Below are 19,437 nucleotides of genomic sequence, written 5' to 3'. Positions count from 1 at the left end.
AAACATGCTACAGATAAAGTGTAAAGAGGAGTATGAGAAATATTCAGTGATTCTGGAAGACGGGGACATAATGGTGTCCCTGGATGTGCCGGTACTCTTACAGATCTTAAATGGCCCTTCCATGCGTCTCAGATATGAGACATGGGAGGAGATGCCGGGAGTATATACAGGTACTATCTCAGTGGAGGATCCGCAGGGGAATCAGTATCAGATTACAGATACATGGTGTGTAAATGGGACATGCTGGCGCCTGGACCGGAAAGTGGAGTGCATGCGTTTCCGATCCAGGACGGCCATCCATCTGACATCAGATTTCCGGTTCAGGGACCGGGTGGCAGGGTCGCTGGATGATTACCAATTTGTGATCCCAGGAGCATTGTATAATAAAAATGATACAGATGGGGATGGGATGGACGACTACCTGGGCACTTTTTGCCAGGATTATAAAGACGACAGGAACCCATCCATGTCTGTGACGGCGTTCGTACCTAAGGGGAAACGTTTTGTATCTCTGTTGCGGGCGGATGTGCCGGTGAGAGACCATACGATCACACGAGAGCAGATCCGGGCCCGCTACTTTGTGCATGATACGGATATCGGATCCCTTGGAGTGAGTCCTTCCCCATATCATGTCGGCGAGGTGATCCTGCGCAGTGATTATCCGTTCTATGAGAGGAATAGTTTCTGCCTGAACGTGGACGGATCAGAATGGGAGGCATTTGCGGAAGTCGGGGAAGGGGAACTGTTCAATGTGAGTTACCTGATCCAGTCGGGTGAGGCCGAGAACCTGACAGGAGCATCGTGGGAGACGACCCGTCTGCAGATGGGGAGGATCCTGGATCCCGAGGTGAAGCTGCCGTTCACCCTGGAAGAAGCCAGGGCGAGCAGACGCCGGATGATCCATGAGAGTTTCCGTGAATTTTCGGAGAAGAAGGGGCATCCAGCTGGATATTTCGTGCATTTTTCGCCACGGGAGAAGTATGGACTACAGAACCTGTTGGAGTATGGTTTCTGCGGAGCGCAGACGCTCCTGAGCCTGGATATGCTGGAGGCGGCTCGGGAGACGAAAGAGGAGGCATACCGGGAGAGAGCGCTGAAGACAGTAGAATTTTTTGTGGAGAACTGTATTGAAGGATCGGGGCTTCCCAACGGGATCTACAATGTAGACAAAGAAGAATACGTATACTGGTGGACAGGGATCCTGTTTCCGTTCCAGTATTCCCGTAACCGGGAGGAGCTGGAAGGGTATCTCGGGAACCAGGTGGTGAGCTCCCTGATGCGGATTGCGGAGAAATTGGAGAAACATAAAGGGAATTACTGCCGTTCCATGGTGGATAGTATGTATTATCTGATGTGCTGCTGGCAGATAGAGAAAGACAGAGGAGTGGAGCATGAGAACTGGTACAAGGCAGTGGAGAAGTTTTGTGACAGACTTCTTGAGATGCAGAATGCGAACGGCTCGTGGAACCGGGGGTACACGATGGAAGGGATTCCCCTGACGGAACCGGCAGAGTGGTTTGGAGCCACAGAGGAGGAGCAGGGCTCAGGAGCAATCTTCCCGGCACCGCTCTTGGTGGAGATGTACCGTAGTACCGGAGAGAAGAAATACCTGGACGCAGCGGAAAGAGCGGTGGACTTCATTTACAGATCCTATGTCAGAGATGTGAAATATGTAGGTGGCATCAATGACACGACACATAAAAAGTCTGTAAAAGAAGATGCGGCGAGCGTTATGTTTGCGATGCGTTCGATGCTGCGGGTCTATGAAGAGATGAAAGAGGAATATCTGCTTGAAGGGGCGAGAGATGCGGCGCGGATACTGGGAAGCTGGACGTATCTGTGGGATATCCCGTTTGACAAGGAGACACTGCTAGGAAAATATGGATTTGGTACAACAGGCTGGACGATCTGTGATGTGATCCCTGCTGGAAGTTATGTGGATTGTGAGTTCCCAGAGTTCGTCCCTGATCTTCTTAAGGTGGCGGAGTACTGCCATGACAAGGAGCTGGCGACCCTGGCGAGGATCGTGACACGCGGGATGCAGCATGGCCTTTCCATGCCGGGCCATATGTATGGGTATGCGCTGGAAGGTGTGCAGTGCGAGGGATATATGAGCTCCTTGTGGCTGGCCGATACACAGTACAGTAGATTTTCTGGTGCAGCCGCCAAGAATAAAGGGGATGACAATGATACATGCAATGGACTAGTGAACGGGCAGGCACTGTTGAATCTTGATTCACTAGCTAAGAGGTATGGAACACTTGATTTTGATGTAATCTTTCAGAAAATCGGATCATAGGGAGGCATAATATGGACAAATGGATTACAAATCCGGTTTTGACAGGGTTTCATCCGGATCCCACAATATGCAGAGTGGAAGATGATTATTATCTCGCAACTTCCACATTCCAATGGTTTCCAGGAGTAGAGATCTATCACAGCAAAGATCTGGCGCATTGGGAATTTGTGGGAAGGCCTTTGAATGAACAGCGTCTGGTTGATATGACCGGTGTACCTGACTCTGGTGGAGTGTGGGCACCCTGTCTGACTTATGATGGGGGAACCTTTTATCTGGTATATTCTAATGTTTATACCTACAGGAATTTTAATAAAGATGTAGATAATTTTCTTACTACAGCACCAAGTATACAGGGCCCCTGGACGGATCCTGTATACCTGAACAGCAGTGGATTTGACCCTTCTCTGTTCCATGATGAGGACGGGAAAAAATATGTTGTGAACCAGATATGGGATCAGAGAGATAAAAAGAATGCCTTTTACGGTATCTATCTGCAAGAGTATGATACAGATAAAAAATGTCTGAAGGGAAAGCCGATCAACATATTCAAAGGGAGTAGTTTGGGCACTACAGAAGGACCACATCTCTATAAGATCGGAAAATGGTACTATCTCTTCTGCGCAGAAGGCGGTACGTTCTATGAACATGCTGTTACGGTGGCAAGAGCTAAAGTGGTCACAGGTCCGTACCAGGTGTCTCCTTACAATCCGTTGCTCACATCTAAAGGGCATCCGGAACTGAGGCTGCAGAAAAGCGGGCATGGGTGTCTTGTAGAGACGCAGGATGGGGAATGGTATATGGCACATTTGTGTGGCAGACCAGAGAGAAAGAAACGGAGATGTATGCTTGGGAGAGAGACTGCGATACAGAAAGTGAAGATAACAGAGGACGGGTGGTTCCTGACAGAGGACGGGACCGGGCTGCCAATGGATCAGGTGAAGGCACCAGACCTGCCGGAATTCCGGGTGGCAGATATTCCGATAAAAAGAACTTTTCCTGGAAAACTTCCAGAAGAATTCCAGACATTGAGGATTCCGTTGTTGGAAGATAGTATGCAGTTCAACAAAGAAAAAGAAACTCTGATTTTATATGGGAAAGAATCCATGGAATCGCTCCACAAGCAAAGCCTGGTCGGAAGAAGGAGAGAACACTTCTCGTTTACAGCGGAGACAAAATTGTGTTTTGAGCCGGATACTTTTCAACAGATGGCTGGGATGGCTTTGTACTATGATACGACAAACTACTTCTATGCTTGCATATCGCGTGACGAGACTGCAGAAAAGTGCATTTTTCTCTTAGAATGCCGACATGGAGACAACCGTATTGTTGGGAAAATGGAACATCTTCCTGAAAACAAGCCGGTCGTGCTGAAAATGCGGGTAATAGAAGATCGTGCAGAATTCTTCTGGTCCGTAGACGGGGGAAATTTTGAGAAACTTGGAAAGACTATGGATGCAACGCAACTTTCAGATGATTTTTATGAGGAAGACCTGCATGGTCTACGTTTTACGGGTACATTCATTGTCCTGTGTTGTCAAGATCTCCAGAGCCGTCAGAAAAGTGCGGAATATGAATATTTTATTTACCAGCCCCATGACAAGTAAGGGAAAGAGAGGAAGACATGCTACAGATAAAGTGTAAAGAGGAGTATGAGAAATATTCAGTGATTCTGGAAGACGGGGACATAATGGTGTCCCTGGATGTGCCGGTACTCTTACAGATCTTAAATGGCCCTTCCATGCGTCTCAGATATGAGACATGGGAGGAGATGCCGGGAGTATATACAGGTACTATCTCAGTGGAGGATCCGCAGGGGAATCAGTATCAGATTACAGATACATGGTGTGTAAATGGGACATGCTGGCGCCTGGACCGGAAAGTGGAGTGCATGCGTTTCCGATCCAGGACGGCCATCCATCTGACATCAGATTTCCGGTTCAGGGACCGGGTGGCAGGGTCGCTGGATGATTACCAATTTGTGATCCCAGGAGCATTGTATAATAAAAATGATACAGATGGGGATGGGATGGACGACTACCTGGGCACTTTTTGCCAGGATTATAAAGACGACAGGAACCCATCCATGTCTGTGACGGCGTTCGTACCTAAGGGGAAACGTTTTGTATCTCTGTTGCGGGCGGATGTGCCGGTGAGAGACCATACGATCACACGAGAGCAGATCCGGGCCCGCTACTTTGTGCATGATACGGATATCGGATCCCTTGGAGTGAGTCCTTCCCCATATCATGTCGGCGAGGTGATCCTGCGCAGTGATTATCCGTTCTATGAGAGGAATAGTTTCTGCCTGAACGTGGACGGATCAGAATGGGAGGCATTTGCGGAAGTCGGGGAAGGGGAACTGTTCAATGTGAGTTACCTGATCCAGTCGGGTGAGGCCGAGAACCTGACAGGAGCATCGTGGGAGACGACCCGTCTGCAGATGGGGAGGATCCTGGATCCCGAGGTGAAGCTGCCGTTCACCCTGGAAGAAGCCAGGGCGAGCAGACGCCGGATGATCCATGAGAGTTTCCGTGAATTTTCGGAGAAGAAGGGGCATCCAGCTGGATATTTCGTGCATTTTTCGCCACGGGAGAAGTATGGACTACAGAACCTGTTGGAGTATGGTTTCTGCGGAGCGCAGACGCTCCTGAGCCTGGATATGCTGGAGGCGGCTCGGGAGACGAAAGAGGAGGCATACCGGGAGAGAGCGCTGAAGACAGTAGAATTTTTTGTGGAGAACTGTATTGAAGGATCGGGGCTTCCCAACGGGATCTACAATGTAGACAAAGAAGAATACGTATACTGGTGGACAGGGATCCTGTTTCCGTTCCAGTATTCCCGTAACCGGGAGGAGCTGGAAGGGTATCTCGGGAACCAGGTGGTGAGCTCCCTGATGCGGATTGCGGAGAAATTGGAGAAACATAAAGGGAATTACTGCCGTTCCATGGTGGATAGTATGTATTATCTGATGTGCTGCTGGCAGATAGAGAAAGACAGAGGAGTGGAGCATGAGAACTGGTACAAGGCAGTGGAGAAGTTTTGTGACAGACTTCTTGAGATGCAGAATGCGAACGGCTCGTGGAACCGGGGGTACACGATGGAAGGGATTCCCCTGACGGAACCGGCAGAGTGGTTTGGAGCCACAGAGGAGGAGCAGGGCTCAGGAGCAATCTTCCCGGCACCGCTCTTGGTGGAGATGTACCGTAGTACCGGAGAGAAGAAATACCTGGACGCAGCGGAAAGAGCGTTGGACTTCATTTACAGATCCTATGTCAGAGATGTGAAATATGTAGGTGGCATCAATGACACGACACATAAAAAGTCTGTAAAAGAAGATGCGGCGAGCGTTATGTTTGCGATGCGTTCGATGCTGCGGGTCTATGAAGAGACGAAAGAGGAATATCTGCTTGAAGGGGCGAGAGATGCGGCGCGGATACTGGGAAGCTGGACGTATCTGTGGGATATCCCGTTTGACAAGGAGACACTGCTAGGAAAATATGGATTTGGTACAACAGGCTGGACGATCTGTGATGTGATCCCTGCTGGAAGTTATGTGGATTGTGAGTTCCCAGAGTTCGTCCCTGATCTTCTTAAGGTGGCGGAGTACTGCCATGACAAGGAACTGGCGACCCTGGCGAGGATTGTGACACGCGGGATGCAGCATGGCCTTTCCATGCCGGGCCATATGTATGGGTATGCGCTGGAAGGTGTGCAGTGCGAGGGATATATGACATCCCTCTGGTTGGCTGATACGCACAATAGTAGCTTTTCCGGCGCAGCCGCCAAGAATAAAGGGGATGACAATGATACATGCAATGGATTTGTCAATGGAATGGCGCTCTTGAATCTTGATTCACTAGTTAAAAGGTATGGAACTATGGATTTTCAGGAAATTTTCAGGACGATTTTTTAAGATATTGGAAAAAATTCCCTAAACAGTGCTATAATTGTAGAAAATACAGCATAACTATGGGAGCGAAGGGAAAATATGGTAACGATAAGAATGATTGCCCAGAAAGCCGGCGTGTCCAGAGGAACAGTCGACAGAGTTCTCAATAACCGGGCGGGAGTCAACGCAGAAACATTCCAGAAAGTCAAAGAAATTGCAGAAGAGCTAGGATATGAACCGAATCTGGCTGGTCAGATGCTGGCATCCAGAAAGAAAAAAATAAAAGTAGGATATATTGTATGTGATACTACCGTAGATCTCTTTTTTAAGAGTGTGTACTCTTCTGCGATAAAAAAGGCAGAGGAGTTGGAGCAGTTTGGTGTGACAGTACAGTTTTATCTGATACGTGAATTGGAAGATCATTCTATAGGTAAAGTCCTAGAGACGGTGGATCTTGACGAGCTGGATGGGATTGCGATGGTGCCGCTGAAGCTTCCATCAGTCATGGAGTTTATTAAAAAAGCAGATGAGAAACAGATTCCTATGGTGTTTTTTAATCTGGATGCTGAAAGTAAGCAGAAACTTTCATATGTTGGATGTGATTATTACGAATCTGGACGGGTGGCGGCAGGTCTTATTGGTCTGGTATCCCCCGAAAACGGGAAAGTTGCGATAGCATCTATCTTCGATGAAGAATCGCCATCGTTTCATGATCGTTATATCGGTTTTCTAAACGAGTTGGATAAGAACTACCCGAAATTGGAGATCGTAAATCGCAATACACAGATCATTTTCCAGAAAAACGATTATTCTTCTATACAAAAAGTGATACAGGAGAACAGGGATATAGACAGCATTTATGTAGTCAATCCAGGAAACTATGAAATATGCGAAAAGATAGCAGAGCTGGATACGGGAAAGAAGATCCGGATCATAACGAATGACATTGTCAAAGAACAGAAAAGACTGATGGATGAAGGGATCATTGTTGCCACGATCGGCCAGCAACCTGAAAAACAAGGGACTTTGCCGCTGCAGATTCTATATGATTATATAGGACTGGGGATTGTCCCGCAGGCTTATTACTATACAGAACTGACGATCTACATCAAACAGAATATTTCCCTGGCGCCTGTATGATATGTTTAGTCCATGTTATATATGCTTACTTGTAAACTATAAAATGCGCATTTGAAAGGCAAGAGTATCTGGCGGATTGCAGTATTGGAACTATTTCCAGCGTTTGAGGCGTATATAGTACAGCACCCCTGTCAGATCGGCCAGCACCCACCCGATGGGGACGGACATCCAGATGCCGGTGACCCCGATCCAGGGGACAGCGGACAGGATGTAGGCAAGAGCCACCCGGGTGCCGAGGGAGATGACTGTGAGCACCACGGACATGCCGGGCCGGGCGATGGCCCGGTAGAGCCCGTAGAGGAGAAAGAGAAGACCGATGCCGAAGTAGAAGGAGCCCTCTATGTGAAGGTAGTGGACGCCGGCGGCGATGATCTCCGTCTCTCCGGCAGACACAAAAATCTGCATCAGAGGCTTGGCGAAGACACATACAAGAAGACTGATGATGAGACAGAAGAAGAAGGCGCACAGGAAAGCGCTCTTCATTCCCTTCCGGATCCGGTCTTCTTTTTTTGCGCCGTAATTCTGGGCGATAAAGGTGGAAAACGCGTTCCCAAAGTCCTGTACCGGCATGTAGGCGAAGGAGTCGATCTTCACCGCCGCCGCGAAGGCCGCCATGATGACAGGGCCGAAGCTGTTGACAAGCCCCTGGACCATGAGGATGCCAAAATTCATGACAGACTGCTGGAGGCAGGTGAGAAAGGAAAAGCTGGTGATTTCGTGGAAGATTTTGTGGTCCCATTTTCTGTGCTGCTTCCCGGGCATCATCTCCGGGAAGCGGATCCTTGTGTAGACGGCAAGACCGACGCCGGACACATACTGGGAGAGGATGGTGGCAAAGGCAGCCCCCGCCACGCCCCAGTAAAAGACAACCACAAACACCAGATCAAGCACAATGTTCATCACCGCGGACACAGCCAGGAAGATGAGGGGTACTCTGGAGTTCCCGATGGACCGCAGCAGGCAGGCGAAATAATTGTAGAGAAATGTCCCGACAATTCCTGCGAATATGACAAGGAGATAATCCTCCATCAATCCTGTGATAGAGCCGGGGACACGCAGGAACCAGATGATTCCCCGGATGCCGGCAAAGACCGCCACGTTCAGCACGACTGTCACCGCGCCGATAAAGACAAAGGACTGAAAGATGCCCGACTTCATCCGGTCAAAATCCTGCTGGCCGTAGCTGATGGAAAAGGAGGCGCCGCTGCCCATACAGAGCCCCAGGATGATAGAGGTAAGAAAGGTCATCAGAGTGTAGGCACTCCCCACTGCCGCCAGGGCGTCCGCCCCGAGAAAGCGGCCCACGATGATGGTGTCCGCGATATTGTAGCACTGCTGCAGGAGATTTCCCGCGATCATGGGCAGTGCGAAGATGAGCAGGCTCTTTGTGATGCTGCCTGTCAGAAGTTTGCTTTCCTGCATAAAAATTTCCCTCCCAAATGCACTATTTTCTATTATAGGGAGGGAAACAGTGTGTGTCAATGCAGGATAGCGGTTGACGGTATGGGGAAAAACAGATATGATAGGAGAAAATTATTGGCGGCCTGGGCCGCCCTTTGGAGGTTTCTATGGGTTTTGATCTGGATGTGAGTATTCCGGCTTTGACAGTATTGATCCAGGGGCTTTTGAGCTTTCTCTCCCCCTGCGTATTCCCCCTCATTCCGCTCTACATCGGCTACCTGTCGGGCGGGACAGGAGTGAAGGATGAGGAGGGAGTCTGGCACTATCCCAGGGGAAAGGTACTGGTAAACACCGTATTTTTCGTCCTCGGCATCAGCTTTACCTTTTTTCTGCTGGGGTTTGGCGTGTCCGCGGCGGGCAGCTTTTTCAGAGATTATCAGAGCATGTTCGCAAAGGCGGGCGGTATCCTTGTCGTCGCCCTGGGGCTCTACCAGCTGGGGGTGTTCGGCTCCTCGAGACTGCTGGGAAATGAGCACAGGCTGCCCTTTCACCTGGATCGGATGGCCATGTCCCCTGTGACAGCCCTCCTGATGGGCTTTTCCTTCAGCTTTGCCTGGACGCCCTGCGTGGGACCGGCCCTATCCAGTGTACTCCTCATGACGGCCTCCGCCGGCACAAGGGCGAAGGGATTTCTCATGATCGGCGTCTACACCCTGGGATTTGTCCTGCCCTTCCTGGCGGTGGGCATTTTCACCACCTCCCTTCTGAAGCTTTTCAGGAGGCATATGAATATTGTAAAGTACACGGTCAAGATCGGTGCTGTGCTGATGATCCTCATGGGACTTATGATGTTTACCGGGAAAATGAATGATATCACGGGCTATCTGTCCGGCGTGGGAGACACGGGCCAGGAGCGTGTGTCCGAAAATACAGAGGATGGCGGCGAGAGCGACGGAGAGGAGAGCGGAGGCGAGGGCAGTCAGCAGAACGGCACTGACCAGGAGAGCAGTTCCGGTGCGGTGGAGTTCACACTGACAGATCAGTACGGCGCGCGGCACAGCATTTCCGACTACAGGGGGAAGCTCATCTTCCTGAACTTCTGGGCCACCTGGTGCTCTCCCTGCAGGATGGAGATGCCGGATATCCAGGCCCTCTACCAGGAATACGAAGCTATGGGAGAGGAGGCAGAGGTTGTTTTCCTGAGTGTCGCCACGCCGGGGCTGGGAGGCGAGGGGACAAAGGAAGAGGTGATAAGCTTCATGGAAGAAAATGGCTACACCTACCCGGTTCTTATGGATGAGACAGGAGAGGTGAGTGCCATGTTCGGGATTAGCGCCTACCCTACCACCTACATGATCGACCGGGAGGGGAAGGTGTACGGCTATGTCAGCGGCGCCCTGAGCCGGGAGAACATGGAGAGCATCATCCGGCAGACGCTGGAGGGAGCCAAAGAGAGCTGAGAGAGGAAAAAAGAAAACGTGCGCGGAAGGAGATTTCTTCTTTGCGCACGTTTTTGTACATTTATAACTTGCTTTTTATTTGCTCTCAAGGATCTTGTCAATGCTCACCAGCTTGACGCTGAGGACAAAGATCTCTGTGGCGACCTTAAGCTCCTCGGCTGTGGGGTAGGAGGGAGCGATGCGGATGTTGCTGTCCTGGGGATCCTTTCCGTAGGGGAAGGTGGCGCCCGCCTCTGTCATGATCAGGCCCGCCTCCTTTGCCTTTGCCACGATTTTCTTCGCGCATCCCGGGAGGGCATCAAAGGAGATGAAGTAGCCTCCTCTCGGGGACAGCCAGGAGCCGATTCCAAGGCCTCCGATCTCTCTTTCCAGAGTGGAGAGGACAGCCTCGAACTTGGGACGCATGATGTCCGCGTGCTTTTTCATGTGCTGCACCATGCCGTGGATATCCTTGAAATATCTCGCGTGGCGGAGCTGGTTCACCTTGTCGTGACCGATAGTCTGGATGCTCATCTGCTCCCGGATCGCCTTCAGGTTGGCTGTGGAGGCGGCGATAGCGGCGATGCCGGAGCCGGGGAAGCTGATCTTGGATGTGGATGAGAATTTGTATACCATATCCGGATGCCCCTCTTTTTTGCACTCCATGAGGATCTCGATGAGGTAATCCTGTTTATCTTCATATAAATGGTGGATGCCGTACGCGTTGTCCCAGAAGATGCGGAAGTCCTCCGCGGCCGGGTTCAGCTTGGCAAAGCGGTGCACAGTCTCATCAGAGTAGGTGATGCCCTGGGGGTTGGAGTATTTCGGAACGCACCAGATACCCTTGATGGCCGGGTCAGTGCTCACCAGCTCCTCCACCATGTCCATGTCCGGGCCGGTGGGAGTCATGGGCACATTGATCATCTCAATGCCAAAGTACTCTGTGATCTTGAAATGGCGGTCATAGCCGGGGACAGGACATAAGAATTTTACCCTGTCCAGCTTGCACCATGGGGTGCTTCCCATCACGCCGTGGGTCATGGAGCGGGCGATGGTGTCGTACATGATATTCAGGCTGGAGTTGCCGAAGATCACGATATTGTCCTTCGGGACCTCCATCATATCGGCGAGAAGCTGCTTCGCCTCCCGGATGCCGTCCAGAACGCCGTAGTTACGGCAGTCTACGCCTTCCTCGCACACAAGGTCAGAGCTGCTGTTCAGAACATCCATCATGCCCATGGACAGATTTAACTGCTCTGTGGACGGTTTTCCTCTGGACATATCCAGCTTCAGCCCCTGGGCTTTTACCTGCTCAAACTCAGCCTCCAGTTCAGATTTGATTTTCAACAGTTCCTCTTTTGACAATTCTTCATATGCTGCCATCCTTGCATCCTCCATCATCATTTTTCTCATTTTTCACTCAATGTTACCATTGTAGCGGCAAACTGAACGCCCGTCAATCGTTTCCTGCAAAAAATATCCATTTAATAAGGAAATTCGTAAGAAATATCAAGAAAAATGAAATTTATAAGCGTTTTTCATTCATTTTGCAGGAGGGAGAGGAGCGACTGGAGCGGATGGGAAAGAGGGGGACGCAGCTCTGGCCTGTCCGGGCTATCCCGGTATGTAGGCGGCGTGGCCGAGGGCGTCCGCTCCGGCCACGCGCTGCAAAGGATGATCCGCCTATTTCATGGACGGCTGGGTCAGAATCGAGCGGACGTGCTCGATCTCCTGCTGGCTCGCCTTGGCGGCGGGCACATAGTAGCTGCGCTCGCGGGCCAGATCGTAGAGCTTTTCCTGGGCCATTTCACAGGCGTTCCGCATCTGCTTTAAGCACTGCTTCAGCTCCTTGTTTTCTGTCTGTGGGATCATCTCGCCAAATCGGGTGAGCTCCCCGTTCACTCCGGCAAGGGCGTCCGCAACCATTGTCTTTTCATTCAGCATTTTCTTTCCTCCTCGCTGTTATTTTTTCCTTTTTCTGTCTTTGGCTTCCGGCAGGCAGAGCCTACAGAAAGCGAAGGAGCTCCTGCTTGTTCTGCATGGCGCTGTCGGCTGCGTCCTGGAACAGCTTTTTTACTTCAGCGTCCTGAGCCATGCTGGCGTACTCTGACATTTTCTGACAGCTGGTCTCGTAGCCGCCGATGAGATGGCGCAGGTTCTGCAGGTCGAGAACAGATATTTCAGACATGTTTTTCTACCTCCTTTTTGTGTACTGCGCTGTTAGTGTTTGGGAAAACAGGAGAAAATATACAGGATACGAAAAAAATCCTGCCATATGGACGCGTCGAACAGCTTCCTTCTTTACTTCCCGGGCGGCAGGTGATATATTACAGACAGATATCATTAATAAGGAAACAGGAGGTACAGACAGAATATGAAGGTAGGTATTTTGGGGGCGGGCCGGATCGCAGCAACCATGGCAAAGACATTAAATGGGATGAAGGAGGCGGAGGCTTACGCCGTGGCGTCCAGGAGCCCTGAGAAGGCGGAGGAATTTGCCAGGAAAAATCATGTGGAAAAGGCATACGGCTCCTACGAGGAGATGCTGGCTGACGAGGAGGTGGAGCTGGTGTACATAGCCACGCCACATTCCCATCACCTGGAGCATGGGAAGCTGTGTATTTCCTACGGCAAGCCGGTACTCTGCGAAAAGTCGTTTACAGCCAACGCGGCCCAGGCCAGGGAGCTGCTGGACTATGCGGCGGAAAAGAAGGTGTTTATCACAGAGGCCATCTGGACAAGATATATGCCCTCCCGGAAGATGATCGACGACATCATCGCCTCCGGGGAGCTGGGAGAGATCAAGATGATCAGCGCCAATCTGGGATATGAGCTGACAGATAAAGAAAGGATGTTAAGACCTGACCTTGCCGGCGGCGCTCTTCTGGATGTGGGGGTCTACACCCTTAATTTTGCCAGCATGGTGCTGGGGGACGACATTGTGAAAATGACCTCCGAGTGCGTGAAGACCGACACAGGCGTGGATGGCCAGGACGCTATCATCCTCACCTACAGGGACGGAAAGCTGGCTGTGCTCCACACAGGCATGTGGGCGGATACAGAGCAGTACGGGATTATTTATGGAACAAAGGGGTATATGATTGCCTGCAATATTAACAATATTGATACAATTCAAATCTATGCGCCGGACCGCCATCTTGTGCGGGAGATAAAAGTGCCGGAGCAGATCACAGGCTACGAGTACGAGGTTCAGGCCTGCCGGCGCGCCATCGCCGCAGGAGAGCTGGAATGCGAGGAGATGCCCCACGCCGAGACGCTGCGGATCATGGAGTGGATGGACGCCCTTCGGGCCGACTGGGGCGTGAAATATCCGTTTGAATAGAGGGAAATATGTAGATGCACATGTAAACGCAGACGTAATGCTTTTAAAAAGCATTACGTCTGCGTTTACATCTACTGGTGCATAATTGTGCCCGGTCTGGTGTGTCAGACCGCATATTTTCTTGACAATAGCGACAATTGACACTATAATACTTAGGAACCTAAATAAATGAATGGCCCGAATTTACGGGACTTTACCGGATTTGAGGTGAGTTTCGGAGCTGCGCGGAAGAAAGGCGGTGTTGTGTGTGGAAACAGGAAAAATGATCAACATGATCTCCAACCGGCTCAGGAGGCGCTCTATGGCGGTGCAGGAATCAGTGGGGATCAGCGGTTCCCAGGGGAATATACTGGATTACATTTTGGTGGAGGGCATGAAGCGCAAGGTCTACCAGAAGGATATAGAGAGGGAGTTCGGACTGCGGCCGCCCACCGCATCGGAGGTACTTAAAGCCCTGGAGAAAAGGGAGCTGATCTGCCGTGTTCCGGACGAGGAGGACGGCCGCTGGAAGCGGATTGTCTTCACCAAGAAGGCGGAGAAGATCCACGAGGCGCTCAGGCGGGAGATCGAGGAGTCGGAGGCCCTCCTCCTGCGGGGCATTTCCCGGGAGGAGCAGGAGACATTTCTTGAGATTGCGGGAAAAATGCTGAAAAATCTTGATGAGCATTACAGGTAAAGCAGACAGCACAATAGATGAAACTGGAAGGAGAGAGCAGAAAATGAAGGAAAATGAACTGGAAAAGGACTGGATGGGAACTATGAAGGTGTCCAGCGCGGTGGCGAAGATGGCTATTCCCAGCGTCATCAGCAGTCTTGTGACCGTGCTCTACAACATGGCGGACACTTTTTTCGTGGGACAGACCGGCGATGCCCTGCAGGTGGCGGCTGTGAGTCTGACGAACCCCATCTTCATCCTCTTTATGGCTTTTGCAAACATGTTCGGCATGGGCGGCAGTGCCGCCGCTTCCATGGCCCTTGGACAGAAAAATGAGAGAAGAGTGCGGCAGGTATCCTCCTTTGTCACCTACGCCTCTCTTATTGTAGGCGTGTTCTTTGCTGTGGTTCTTCTTGTGTTCACCGGTCCCATCCTGTCTCTTTTTGGAGCGGATGCCCAGACCTATGAGTATGCGAGAGGGTACACGATTTACGTGGCCGTTGGAGCCCCCTTTATCATCTGGTCCGCCGCTGCCAGCTTTGTGGTCCGGGCGGAGGGAGCCAGCAGGGAGGCCATGATCGGCAGCATGATCGGGACTATCGCCAACATTGTGCTGGATCCCCTCTTTATATCCGGCTTTGGCATGGGAGCTGCCGGGGCGGCCATTGCCACCACCATTGGAAATGTCATGGCAAGTGCCTACTACCTGTGGTACTTTTTGAGAAAGTCTGTGTCCATGTCCCTGAGCCCCAGGGATTTCAACTGTGGGGACGGCATACTGAAGGGAGTCTGCTCTACCGGCCTTCCGACAGCCATCTTCTCAGCCCTCATGAGTGTGTCCACCATTGTGCTGAACCAGATCCTTGTGGCCTACGGAAATGATCCGGTAGCAGCTATCGGTATTGTGTTCAAGGCAAATATGTTTATCACATTCCTCCAGATGGGACTTGCAAACGGCGTCCAGCCTCTTCTCGGCTACAGCTATGGGGCGGGCAGCACAGCCCGGTTCCGGGAGGTGGAGAGCTTTACGAAGAAATGCTGCGTTGTCGTGGGCGTGGCTGCCACGGTTCTCTTCTTTGTGGCGAGGGAGCCCATCATCCGCCTGTTTATCAGTGACAGCGACGTGGTCCGCTACGGCGTGGAGATGCTGGTGGCCTACATGGTCTCCGGCCCCTTTATCGGCATCCTCTTCGTCAACATGAACTGCATGCAGTCTGTGGAACACGCCCTGCCGGCTACAATCCTGTCGGTCATGAGACAGGGGGTTCTTCTTATCCCTCTCCTTTATCTGCTGCAGGCGGTGGCCGGTCTGAACGGAGTGATCTACGGGCAGGCCATCACGGATTACATTGCGGTGCTCCTCTCCATCATCATCTGGAGAAAGATCCGGAAATCTCTGTAAAAATGACCTGCCGCTGTTATCTCCCTTCCCTGCCGTCCTGGCCTCTTGCCGCATCCACAAAGGCGAGAAACAGGCGGCGCATATTGAGGGACCGGGTCATGCACTCGGGATGCCACTGGACTCCCAGGACAAAGGGGTGGGAGGGCATCTCCAGCCCCTCGGGGATTCCGTCCGGAGCCCTGGCAGTGACTGTGAGCCCTTCCCCCGGCGTCAGGACTGCCTGATGATGAAAACTGTTGACAGCTGTGGTTTCTCCAAAGATTTTATGTAGGATGCTATCTTTTTTGACGGAGATAGTATGGCAGAAATCGCTGCGCAGCCGGGATCTTTGCATGTGGTTCAGGACCGGCTCCTCCCTTAAGGAGAGATCCTGGAGAAGCTCCCCGCCGCAGGCGGCGTTCAAAACCTGCATGCCCCGGCAGATGGCGAGGACGGGCTTTGACGTGGAAAGGACATATTTCAGGAAAAGAATCTGAAATATGTCCGTTTTTATGTCCGTCTCCCCGGAGGGAGACAGGGGAGGGCGGTCCAGAAGAAAGGGGGTGATGTCCCCGCCGCCGCAGAATAGAAATCCGTGGCAGCAGGAGGCCATGACCTCCATCAGTCTCCGGTTCCCGTTCTCCACGCAGGGCAGAAGGACCGGGCAGCCTCCCCCGCGGCACACGGAAGAAATGTAGCTGTCTGTGACAAACTGGCGGTTCCCTGCAAAGCCACAGGTGACGATCCCGATCACAGGAGTTCCGGCAGAGGTACGAACAGGAGTCATACGCTTTCCTCCTCGAAAATAATGTAGTATAGTATATGTGCGAAAGGAGGAGGTAAGACATGAATTTGATCGATCTGCACTGCGACACGCTGTGGAGACTTCTGGACCTGGGAGGAGAGGGGGATCTCCTGGAAAATGACGGATCTGTCAGCATTCGGAAGCTGGAAGAGGAGGAAGCCCTCGCCCAGTTCTTTGCCTGCTTTGCCTACAGGGACGCCATGGAGGGAAATAACTCCGCGGAGCAGTACGATGCGGGGTACCGCCGTGTACTGGCTATGACAGATTATCTGCACGAGCAGGCAGAAAGGTGGGGCGGCCGGCTTGAGATCGCAGCGGAGCCGGGGGATATAGAAGCCATCCGCAGGAGGGGAAAGACAGCCGCAGTCCTCACTGTGGAGGAGGGCGGCATATTGAACGGCAGCCTGGAGCGCCTGGAGGAGCTTTACAGAAGGGATGTGCGGCTCATCACCCTCCTCTGGAACTACGAGAACTGTATCGGCGCCCCGGGCAGCCGGGAGCCCTCTGTCATGGAACGGGGTCTGACACCCTTTGGCGTCCGGGTCGTGGAGAGGATGAACGAGCTGGGCATGATTGTGGATGTCTCCCACGCGTCTGACGGCGTGTTTTGGGATGTCATGAAATGCAGCAAAAAGCCTGTGACGGCCACCCACTCCAACTGCCGCGCCCTGGCGGCCCACCCCCGGAACCTGACAGATGGAATGCTGCGGGCTCTGGGAGAGCGTGGCGGCGTGACGGGCCTTAATCTTTACGGCCCCTTCCTTGGCACGCCGGAGGAGTCCCGGCTGGAGGAGATGACGGCCCACGTGCTTCACATGCTCCGGGCAGGGGGAGAGGATCTTCCCGCCATCGGGACAGATTTTGACGGCTTCGACGGAATGAAAAGGATGGATATTCCCGACACAGGGTGCATGGGAAGACTGTGGGAGGCGCTGAAGAAGGAGGGGCTGTCGGAGAGTCAGCTTGATAAGATCTGGTATAAAAACGCCCTCCGAATCTGGAAGGAAAGATAAAACAGGCATTGAGAAAAGGAAGAGGACATATGTTTCGAGAAATGAGAAGAAAAAGACAGCTCCTGTCAGAGAAGGAGGCAGGGGAAATATTAAAGAGGGGCACGTCCGGCGTGCTGGCGCTGGCGGGAGATGACGGATACCCTTATGCGGTGCCCATCAGCTACGTGTATGATGGGAAGAAGCTTTATTTTCACAGCTCGAAAAGCGGACACAAGCTGGATGCCATCGCAGCGGAGCCGAAGGCTTCCTTCTGTGTCATCGATCAGGACCGGATCGTGCCGGAGGAGTACACTACCTATTTCAGGAGCGTCATCGCCTTTGGCCGGGTTCGGGTCATGGAGGATGAGGCAGAAAAGCGTCAGGCAATAGAAAAGCTGGCCCAAAAGTATGTGCCCCGGAGCACACCGCAGGACCGGGCGGCGGCCATTGACCGGGAGTGGAAGCCCCTGTGCATGCTGGAGATGGCCATTGACCACATGACAGGAAAAGAGGCCATTGAGCTGGTAAAAGAAAAAATGGATTGTGAAAAATAGATAAAAAATAAATCTGAAAAATGTGCATGTCTGACGAAAAGAACAAAACAGATTGACAGGAAAGGGAAGTAGACCTATAATATAGCCAGAAATTGAAACCGGTTTCAAGAAAGAACGAGACCGGAAATGCGATGAAACGAAGTGGATCTCAGATGGAGATCCTACTTTTTTAAAAGATTTGAAACCGGTTTCAAAAAAGAGGAAATGAAAGGAGAAGACATGGGATGAAACTTGCAGTAGTGGGAAGCATCAATATGGACATGACAGTGACGGCAGAGCGGATTCCTCTGAAGGGAGAGACGCTCCGGGCGGACAGCATCAGCCGCATACCCGGAGGAAAAGGCGCCAACCAGGCGGTGGCCATGGCAAGACTGGGAGCTGAGGTGGAGATGTTCGGATGCGTGGGGGATGACGACAACGGGAAGCTCCTCTTGAAAAACCTGCAGGGCGCAGGTGTCAGAACAGATCACGTCCGGGTTCTGGAGGGAGTCCCTACAGGGCTGGCCATGATCACAGTGGCGGAAAATGACAATACAATCGTAGTGGTTCCGGGCGCAAACGGGAAAGTGGATCAGGCCTATGTGGACAGCATCAGCGGTGAGCTGGGAAAATATGACATGGTGGTGCTCCAGCACGAGATCCCTCTGGAGACAGTCATTTACACCGTGAAAATGTGTCACGAAAAGAAAATCCCGGTCGTGCTGAACCCGGCGCCGGCAGCCGCTGTTCCGAAGGAAATCGTGGATATGGTGACTTACCTGACCCCCAATGAGCACGAGGCAGTGCTGATTTTTGGAGAGCAGAAGGACACGGAAGATATGCTCAGGAAATATCCGGAAAAGCTGGTCATTACCCAGGGATCCAGAGGCGTGGTGACATGTTTAAGGAGCGGGGAAATCCTGCGGGTACCGGCGAGAAAGTCAGAGGTGGCAGACACGACAGGGGCAGGCGATACGCTGAACGGAGCCTTCTGTATGCGGATCTGCGCAGGCGATGACATCCGGGACGCCCTTGTGTACGCCAATACAGCGGCAGGACTTTCCACAGAAAAGTTCGGCGCTCAGAGCGGGATGCCCTCTGCTGAGGAAGTGGAGCGAGAATTAAGGGGGAAGATAGGTTGAAAAAACACGGTATTTTGAACAGTGAGGTGGCGGATGTCCTGGCTCACATGGGACACACGGACAGGATCTGCATCGGGGACTGCGGTCTCCCTATTCCGGAGGACACCAGGCGCATCGATCTGGCCCTGCGGTTCGGACTTCCCTCCTTTATGGATGTGCTCTGTGAGACGGGCGCTGACATGAAGATTGAGAAGGTCATCCTGGCGGAGGAGATCAAAGAGAAAAGCCCCGCCCTGCTCAAAGAAATAGAGGAATATCTGAGGGGAGAGGGGATTGACGGGGAGATGATCGAGTTCGTTCCCCATGAGGAGCTGAAACGGTTGACCAGAGACTGCAGGGCAGTGATTCGGACAGGAGAGACGACACCCTATGCAAATATCATCCTGCAGTCGGGATGCATTTTTTAGGAAAAGGAGGG

At 52.1% G+C, this 19,437-nt stretch carries 17 protein-coding genes; 12 read left to right on the top strand and 5 right to left on the bottom strand.

Annotation, left to right across the window (positions count from 1 at the left end; translation table 11 throughout):
* From FGQ86_RS08820 to FGQ86_RS08805, 4 genes are all read left to right on the top strand, one after another.
* On the top strand, positions 1 to 2,299 hold a 2,299-nt coding region (locus tag FGQ86_RS08820; protein ID WP_207670734.1), incomplete at its 5' end, for a hypothetical protein.
* An 11-nt stretch (positions 2,300 to 2,310) separates the two neighbouring features.
* Positions 2,311 to 3,903 carry a glycoside hydrolase family 43 protein gene (locus FGQ86_RS08815; RefSeq protein ID WP_033125337.1) on the top strand — a complete coding sequence of 531 codons (1,593 nt, stop codon included), beginning with the start codon at positions 2,311 to 2,313 and terminating at the stop codon, positions 3,901 to 3,903.
* A 17-nt stretch (positions 3,904 to 3,920) separates the two neighbouring features.
* Positions 3,921 to 6,212, top strand: coding sequence for a hypothetical protein (locus FGQ86_RS08810; RefSeq protein ID WP_138303541.1), 2,292 nt, complete (start codon positions 3,921 to 3,923; stop codon positions 6,210 to 6,212).
* 75 nt (positions 6,213 to 6,287) lie between these two features.
* Entirely contained in the window at positions 6,288 to 7,328 is a 1,041-nt protein-coding gene (locus FGQ86_RS08805) for a LacI family DNA-binding transcriptional regulator (RefSeq protein ID WP_033125049.1), read from the top strand.
* Between the two features lie 90 nt (positions 7,329 to 7,418).
* Here the strand turns inward: FGQ86_RS08805 and FGQ86_RS08800 are convergent, their stop codons facing one another.
* Positions 7,419 to 8,750 (bottom strand): MATE family efflux transporter, encoded by a 1,332-nt coding sequence (locus FGQ86_RS08800; RefSeq protein WP_033125050.1) that lies wholly within the window; start codon positions 8,748 to 8,750, stop codon positions 7,419 to 7,421.
* A 146-nt stretch (positions 8,751 to 8,896) separates the two neighbouring features.
* Here FGQ86_RS08800 and FGQ86_RS08795 point away from each other — a divergent pair, with 146 nt between their 5' ends.
* Positions 8,897 to 10,189: a cytochrome c biogenesis protein/redoxin gene (locus tag FGQ86_RS08795; protein WP_138303539.1), complete on the top strand. Its 1,293-nt coding sequence runs from the start codon at positions 8,897 to 8,899 to the stop codon at positions 10,187 to 10,189.
* 75 nt (positions 10,190 to 10,264) lie between these two features.
* Here FGQ86_RS08795 and FGQ86_RS08790 read toward each other — a convergent pair whose 3' ends face one another.
* From FGQ86_RS08790 to FGQ86_RS08780, 3 genes are all read right to left on the bottom strand, one after another.
* Positions 10,265 to 11,551, bottom strand: coding sequence for an aminotransferase (locus FGQ86_RS08790; protein ID WP_138303537.1), 1,287 nt, complete (start codon positions 11,549 to 11,551; stop codon positions 10,265 to 10,267).
* Between the two features lie 300 nt (positions 11,552 to 11,851).
* Complete coding sequence (locus tag FGQ86_RS08785; RefSeq protein ID WP_347562500.1) at positions 11,852 to 12,112, bottom strand: spore coat protein; 261 nt, start codon at positions 12,110 to 12,112, stop codon at positions 11,852 to 11,854.
* A gap of 61 nt (positions 12,113 to 12,173) precedes the next feature.
* Positions 12,174 to 12,356, bottom strand: coding sequence for a hypothetical protein (locus tag FGQ86_RS08780; protein WP_033125053.1), 183 nt, complete (start codon positions 12,354 to 12,356; stop codon positions 12,174 to 12,176).
* Positions 12,357 to 12,542: 186 nt separating this feature from the next.
* Between FGQ86_RS08780 and FGQ86_RS08775 the strand changes: the two genes are divergently transcribed.
* The 3 genes from FGQ86_RS08775 (at position 12,543) to FGQ86_RS08765 (ending at position 15,568) form a co-directional block, all read left to right on the top strand.
* The gene (locus FGQ86_RS08775) at positions 12,543 to 13,511 is read left to right on the top strand and encodes a Gfo/Idh/MocA family oxidoreductase (protein WP_033125054.1); all 969 of its coding nucleotides are present in this window, start codon (positions 12,543 to 12,545) and stop codon (positions 13,509 to 13,511) included.
* Between the two features lie 247 nt (positions 13,512 to 13,758).
* The gene (locus tag FGQ86_RS08770; protein ID WP_033125107.1) at positions 13,759 to 14,187 is read left to right on the top strand and encodes a MarR family transcriptional regulator; all 429 of its coding nucleotides are present in this window, start codon (positions 13,759 to 13,761) and stop codon (positions 14,185 to 14,187) included.
* A gap of 43 nt (positions 14,188 to 14,230) precedes the next feature.
* Positions 14,231 to 15,568, top strand: a complete 1,338-nt coding sequence (locus FGQ86_RS08765; RefSeq protein ID WP_081957971.1) for an MATE family efflux transporter — start codon at positions 14,231 to 14,233, stop codon at positions 15,566 to 15,568.
* Between the two features lie 16 nt (positions 15,569 to 15,584).
* Here FGQ86_RS08765 and FGQ86_RS08760 read toward each other — a convergent pair whose 3' ends face one another.
* A complete protein-coding gene (locus FGQ86_RS08760; protein WP_033125055.1) occupies positions 15,585 to 16,334 on the bottom strand; it encodes a gamma-glutamyl-gamma-aminobutyrate hydrolase family protein in 750 nt (249 codons plus the stop codon).
* Positions 16,335 to 16,393: 59 nt separating this feature from the next.
* On the opposite strand from FGQ86_RS08760, the gene FGQ86_RS08755 reads away from it, so the two are divergent.
* From FGQ86_RS08755 to rbsD, 4 genes are all read left to right on the top strand, one after another.
* Positions 16,394 to 17,365, top strand: coding sequence for a dipeptidase (locus FGQ86_RS08755; RefSeq protein ID WP_033125056.1), 972 nt, complete (start codon positions 16,394 to 16,396; stop codon positions 17,363 to 17,365).
* A gap of 29 nt (positions 17,366 to 17,394) precedes the next feature.
* Positions 17,395 to 17,898, top strand: a complete 504-nt coding sequence (locus FGQ86_RS08750) for a pyridoxamine 5'-phosphate oxidase family protein (RefSeq protein ID WP_138303535.1) — start codon at positions 17,395 to 17,397, stop codon at positions 17,896 to 17,898.
* A gap of 224 nt (positions 17,899 to 18,122) precedes the next feature.
* Positions 18,123 to 19,019, top strand: a complete 897-nt coding sequence (gene rbsK / locus FGQ86_RS08745) for a ribokinase (RefSeq protein ID WP_138303533.1) — start codon at positions 18,123 to 18,125, stop codon at positions 19,017 to 19,019.
* Positions 19,016 to 19,426 (top strand): D-ribose pyranase, encoded by a 411-nt coding sequence (gene rbsD, locus FGQ86_RS08740; RefSeq protein ID WP_138303531.1) that lies wholly within the window; start codon positions 19,016 to 19,018, stop codon positions 19,424 to 19,426. The genes rbsK and rbsD overlap by 4 nt, the downstream gene beginning before the upstream one ends.
* The last annotated feature ends 11 nt before the right edge of the window (positions 19,427 to 19,437 follow it).

This window comes from Clostridium sp. BSD2780061688st1 H5, from assembly GCF_005845155.1.
Taxonomy (GTDB): Bacteria; Bacillota; Clostridia; order Lachnospirales; family Lachnospiraceae; genus Claveliimonas; species Claveliimonas intestinigallinarum.
Note: the sequence above shows the minus strand (reverse complement) of the source record. Positions and strands in the feature narration are given on the sequence as shown.

Excerpts from the sequence above, each read along its gene's own strand:
- FGQ86_RS08750 (WP_138303535.1), top strand. The coding sequence starts at position 17,395 with ATGTTTCGAGAAATGAGAAGAAAAAGACAGCTCCTGTCAGAGAAGGAG.
- FGQ86_RS08775 (WP_033125054.1), top strand. The coding sequence starts at position 12,543 with ATGAAGGTAGGTATTTTGGGGGCGGGCCGGATCGCAGCAACCATGGCA.
- FGQ86_RS08790 (WP_138303537.1), bottom strand. The coding sequence starts at position 11,551 with ATGGCAGCATATGAAGAATTGTCAAAAGAGGAACTGTTGAAAATCAAA.
- FGQ86_RS08795 (WP_138303539.1), top strand. The coding sequence starts at position 8,897 with ATGGGTTTTGATCTGGATGTGAGTATTCCGGCTTTGACAGTATTGATC.
- rbsK (WP_138303533.1), top strand. The coding sequence starts at position 18,123 with ATGAAACTTGCAGTAGTGGGAAGCATCAATATGGACATGACAGTGACG.
- FGQ86_RS08760 (WP_033125055.1), bottom strand. The coding sequence starts at position 16,334 with ATGACTCCTGTTCGTACCTCTGCCGGAACTCCTGTGATCGGGATCGTC.
- FGQ86_RS08815 (WP_033125337.1), top strand. The coding sequence starts at position 2,311 with ATGGACAAATGGATTACAAATCCGGTTTTGACAGGGTTTCATCCGGAT.
- FGQ86_RS08800 (WP_033125050.1), bottom strand. The coding sequence starts at position 8,750 with ATGCAGGAAAGCAAACTTCTGACAGGCAGCATCACAAAGAGCCTGCTC.
- FGQ86_RS08755 (WP_033125056.1), top strand. The coding sequence starts at position 16,394 with ATGAATTTGATCGATCTGCACTGCGACACGCTGTGGAGACTTCTGGAC.
- FGQ86_RS08765 (WP_081957971.1), top strand. The coding sequence starts at position 14,231 with ATGAAGGAAAATGAACTGGAAAAGGACTGGATGGGAACTATGAAGGTG.
- FGQ86_RS08810 (WP_138303541.1), top strand. The coding sequence starts at position 3,921 with ATGCTACAGATAAAGTGTAAAGAGGAGTATGAGAAATATTCAGTGATT.
- FGQ86_RS08785 (WP_347562500.1), bottom strand. The coding sequence starts at position 12,112 with ATGCTGAATGAAAAGACAATGGTTGCGGACGCCCTTGCCGGAGTGAAC.
- FGQ86_RS08780 (WP_033125053.1), bottom strand. The coding sequence starts at position 12,356 with ATGTCTGAAATATCTGTTCTCGACCTGCAGAACCTGCGCCATCTCATC.
- FGQ86_RS08805 (WP_033125049.1), top strand. The coding sequence starts at position 6,288 with ATGGTAACGATAAGAATGATTGCCCAGAAAGCCGGCGTGTCCAGAGGA.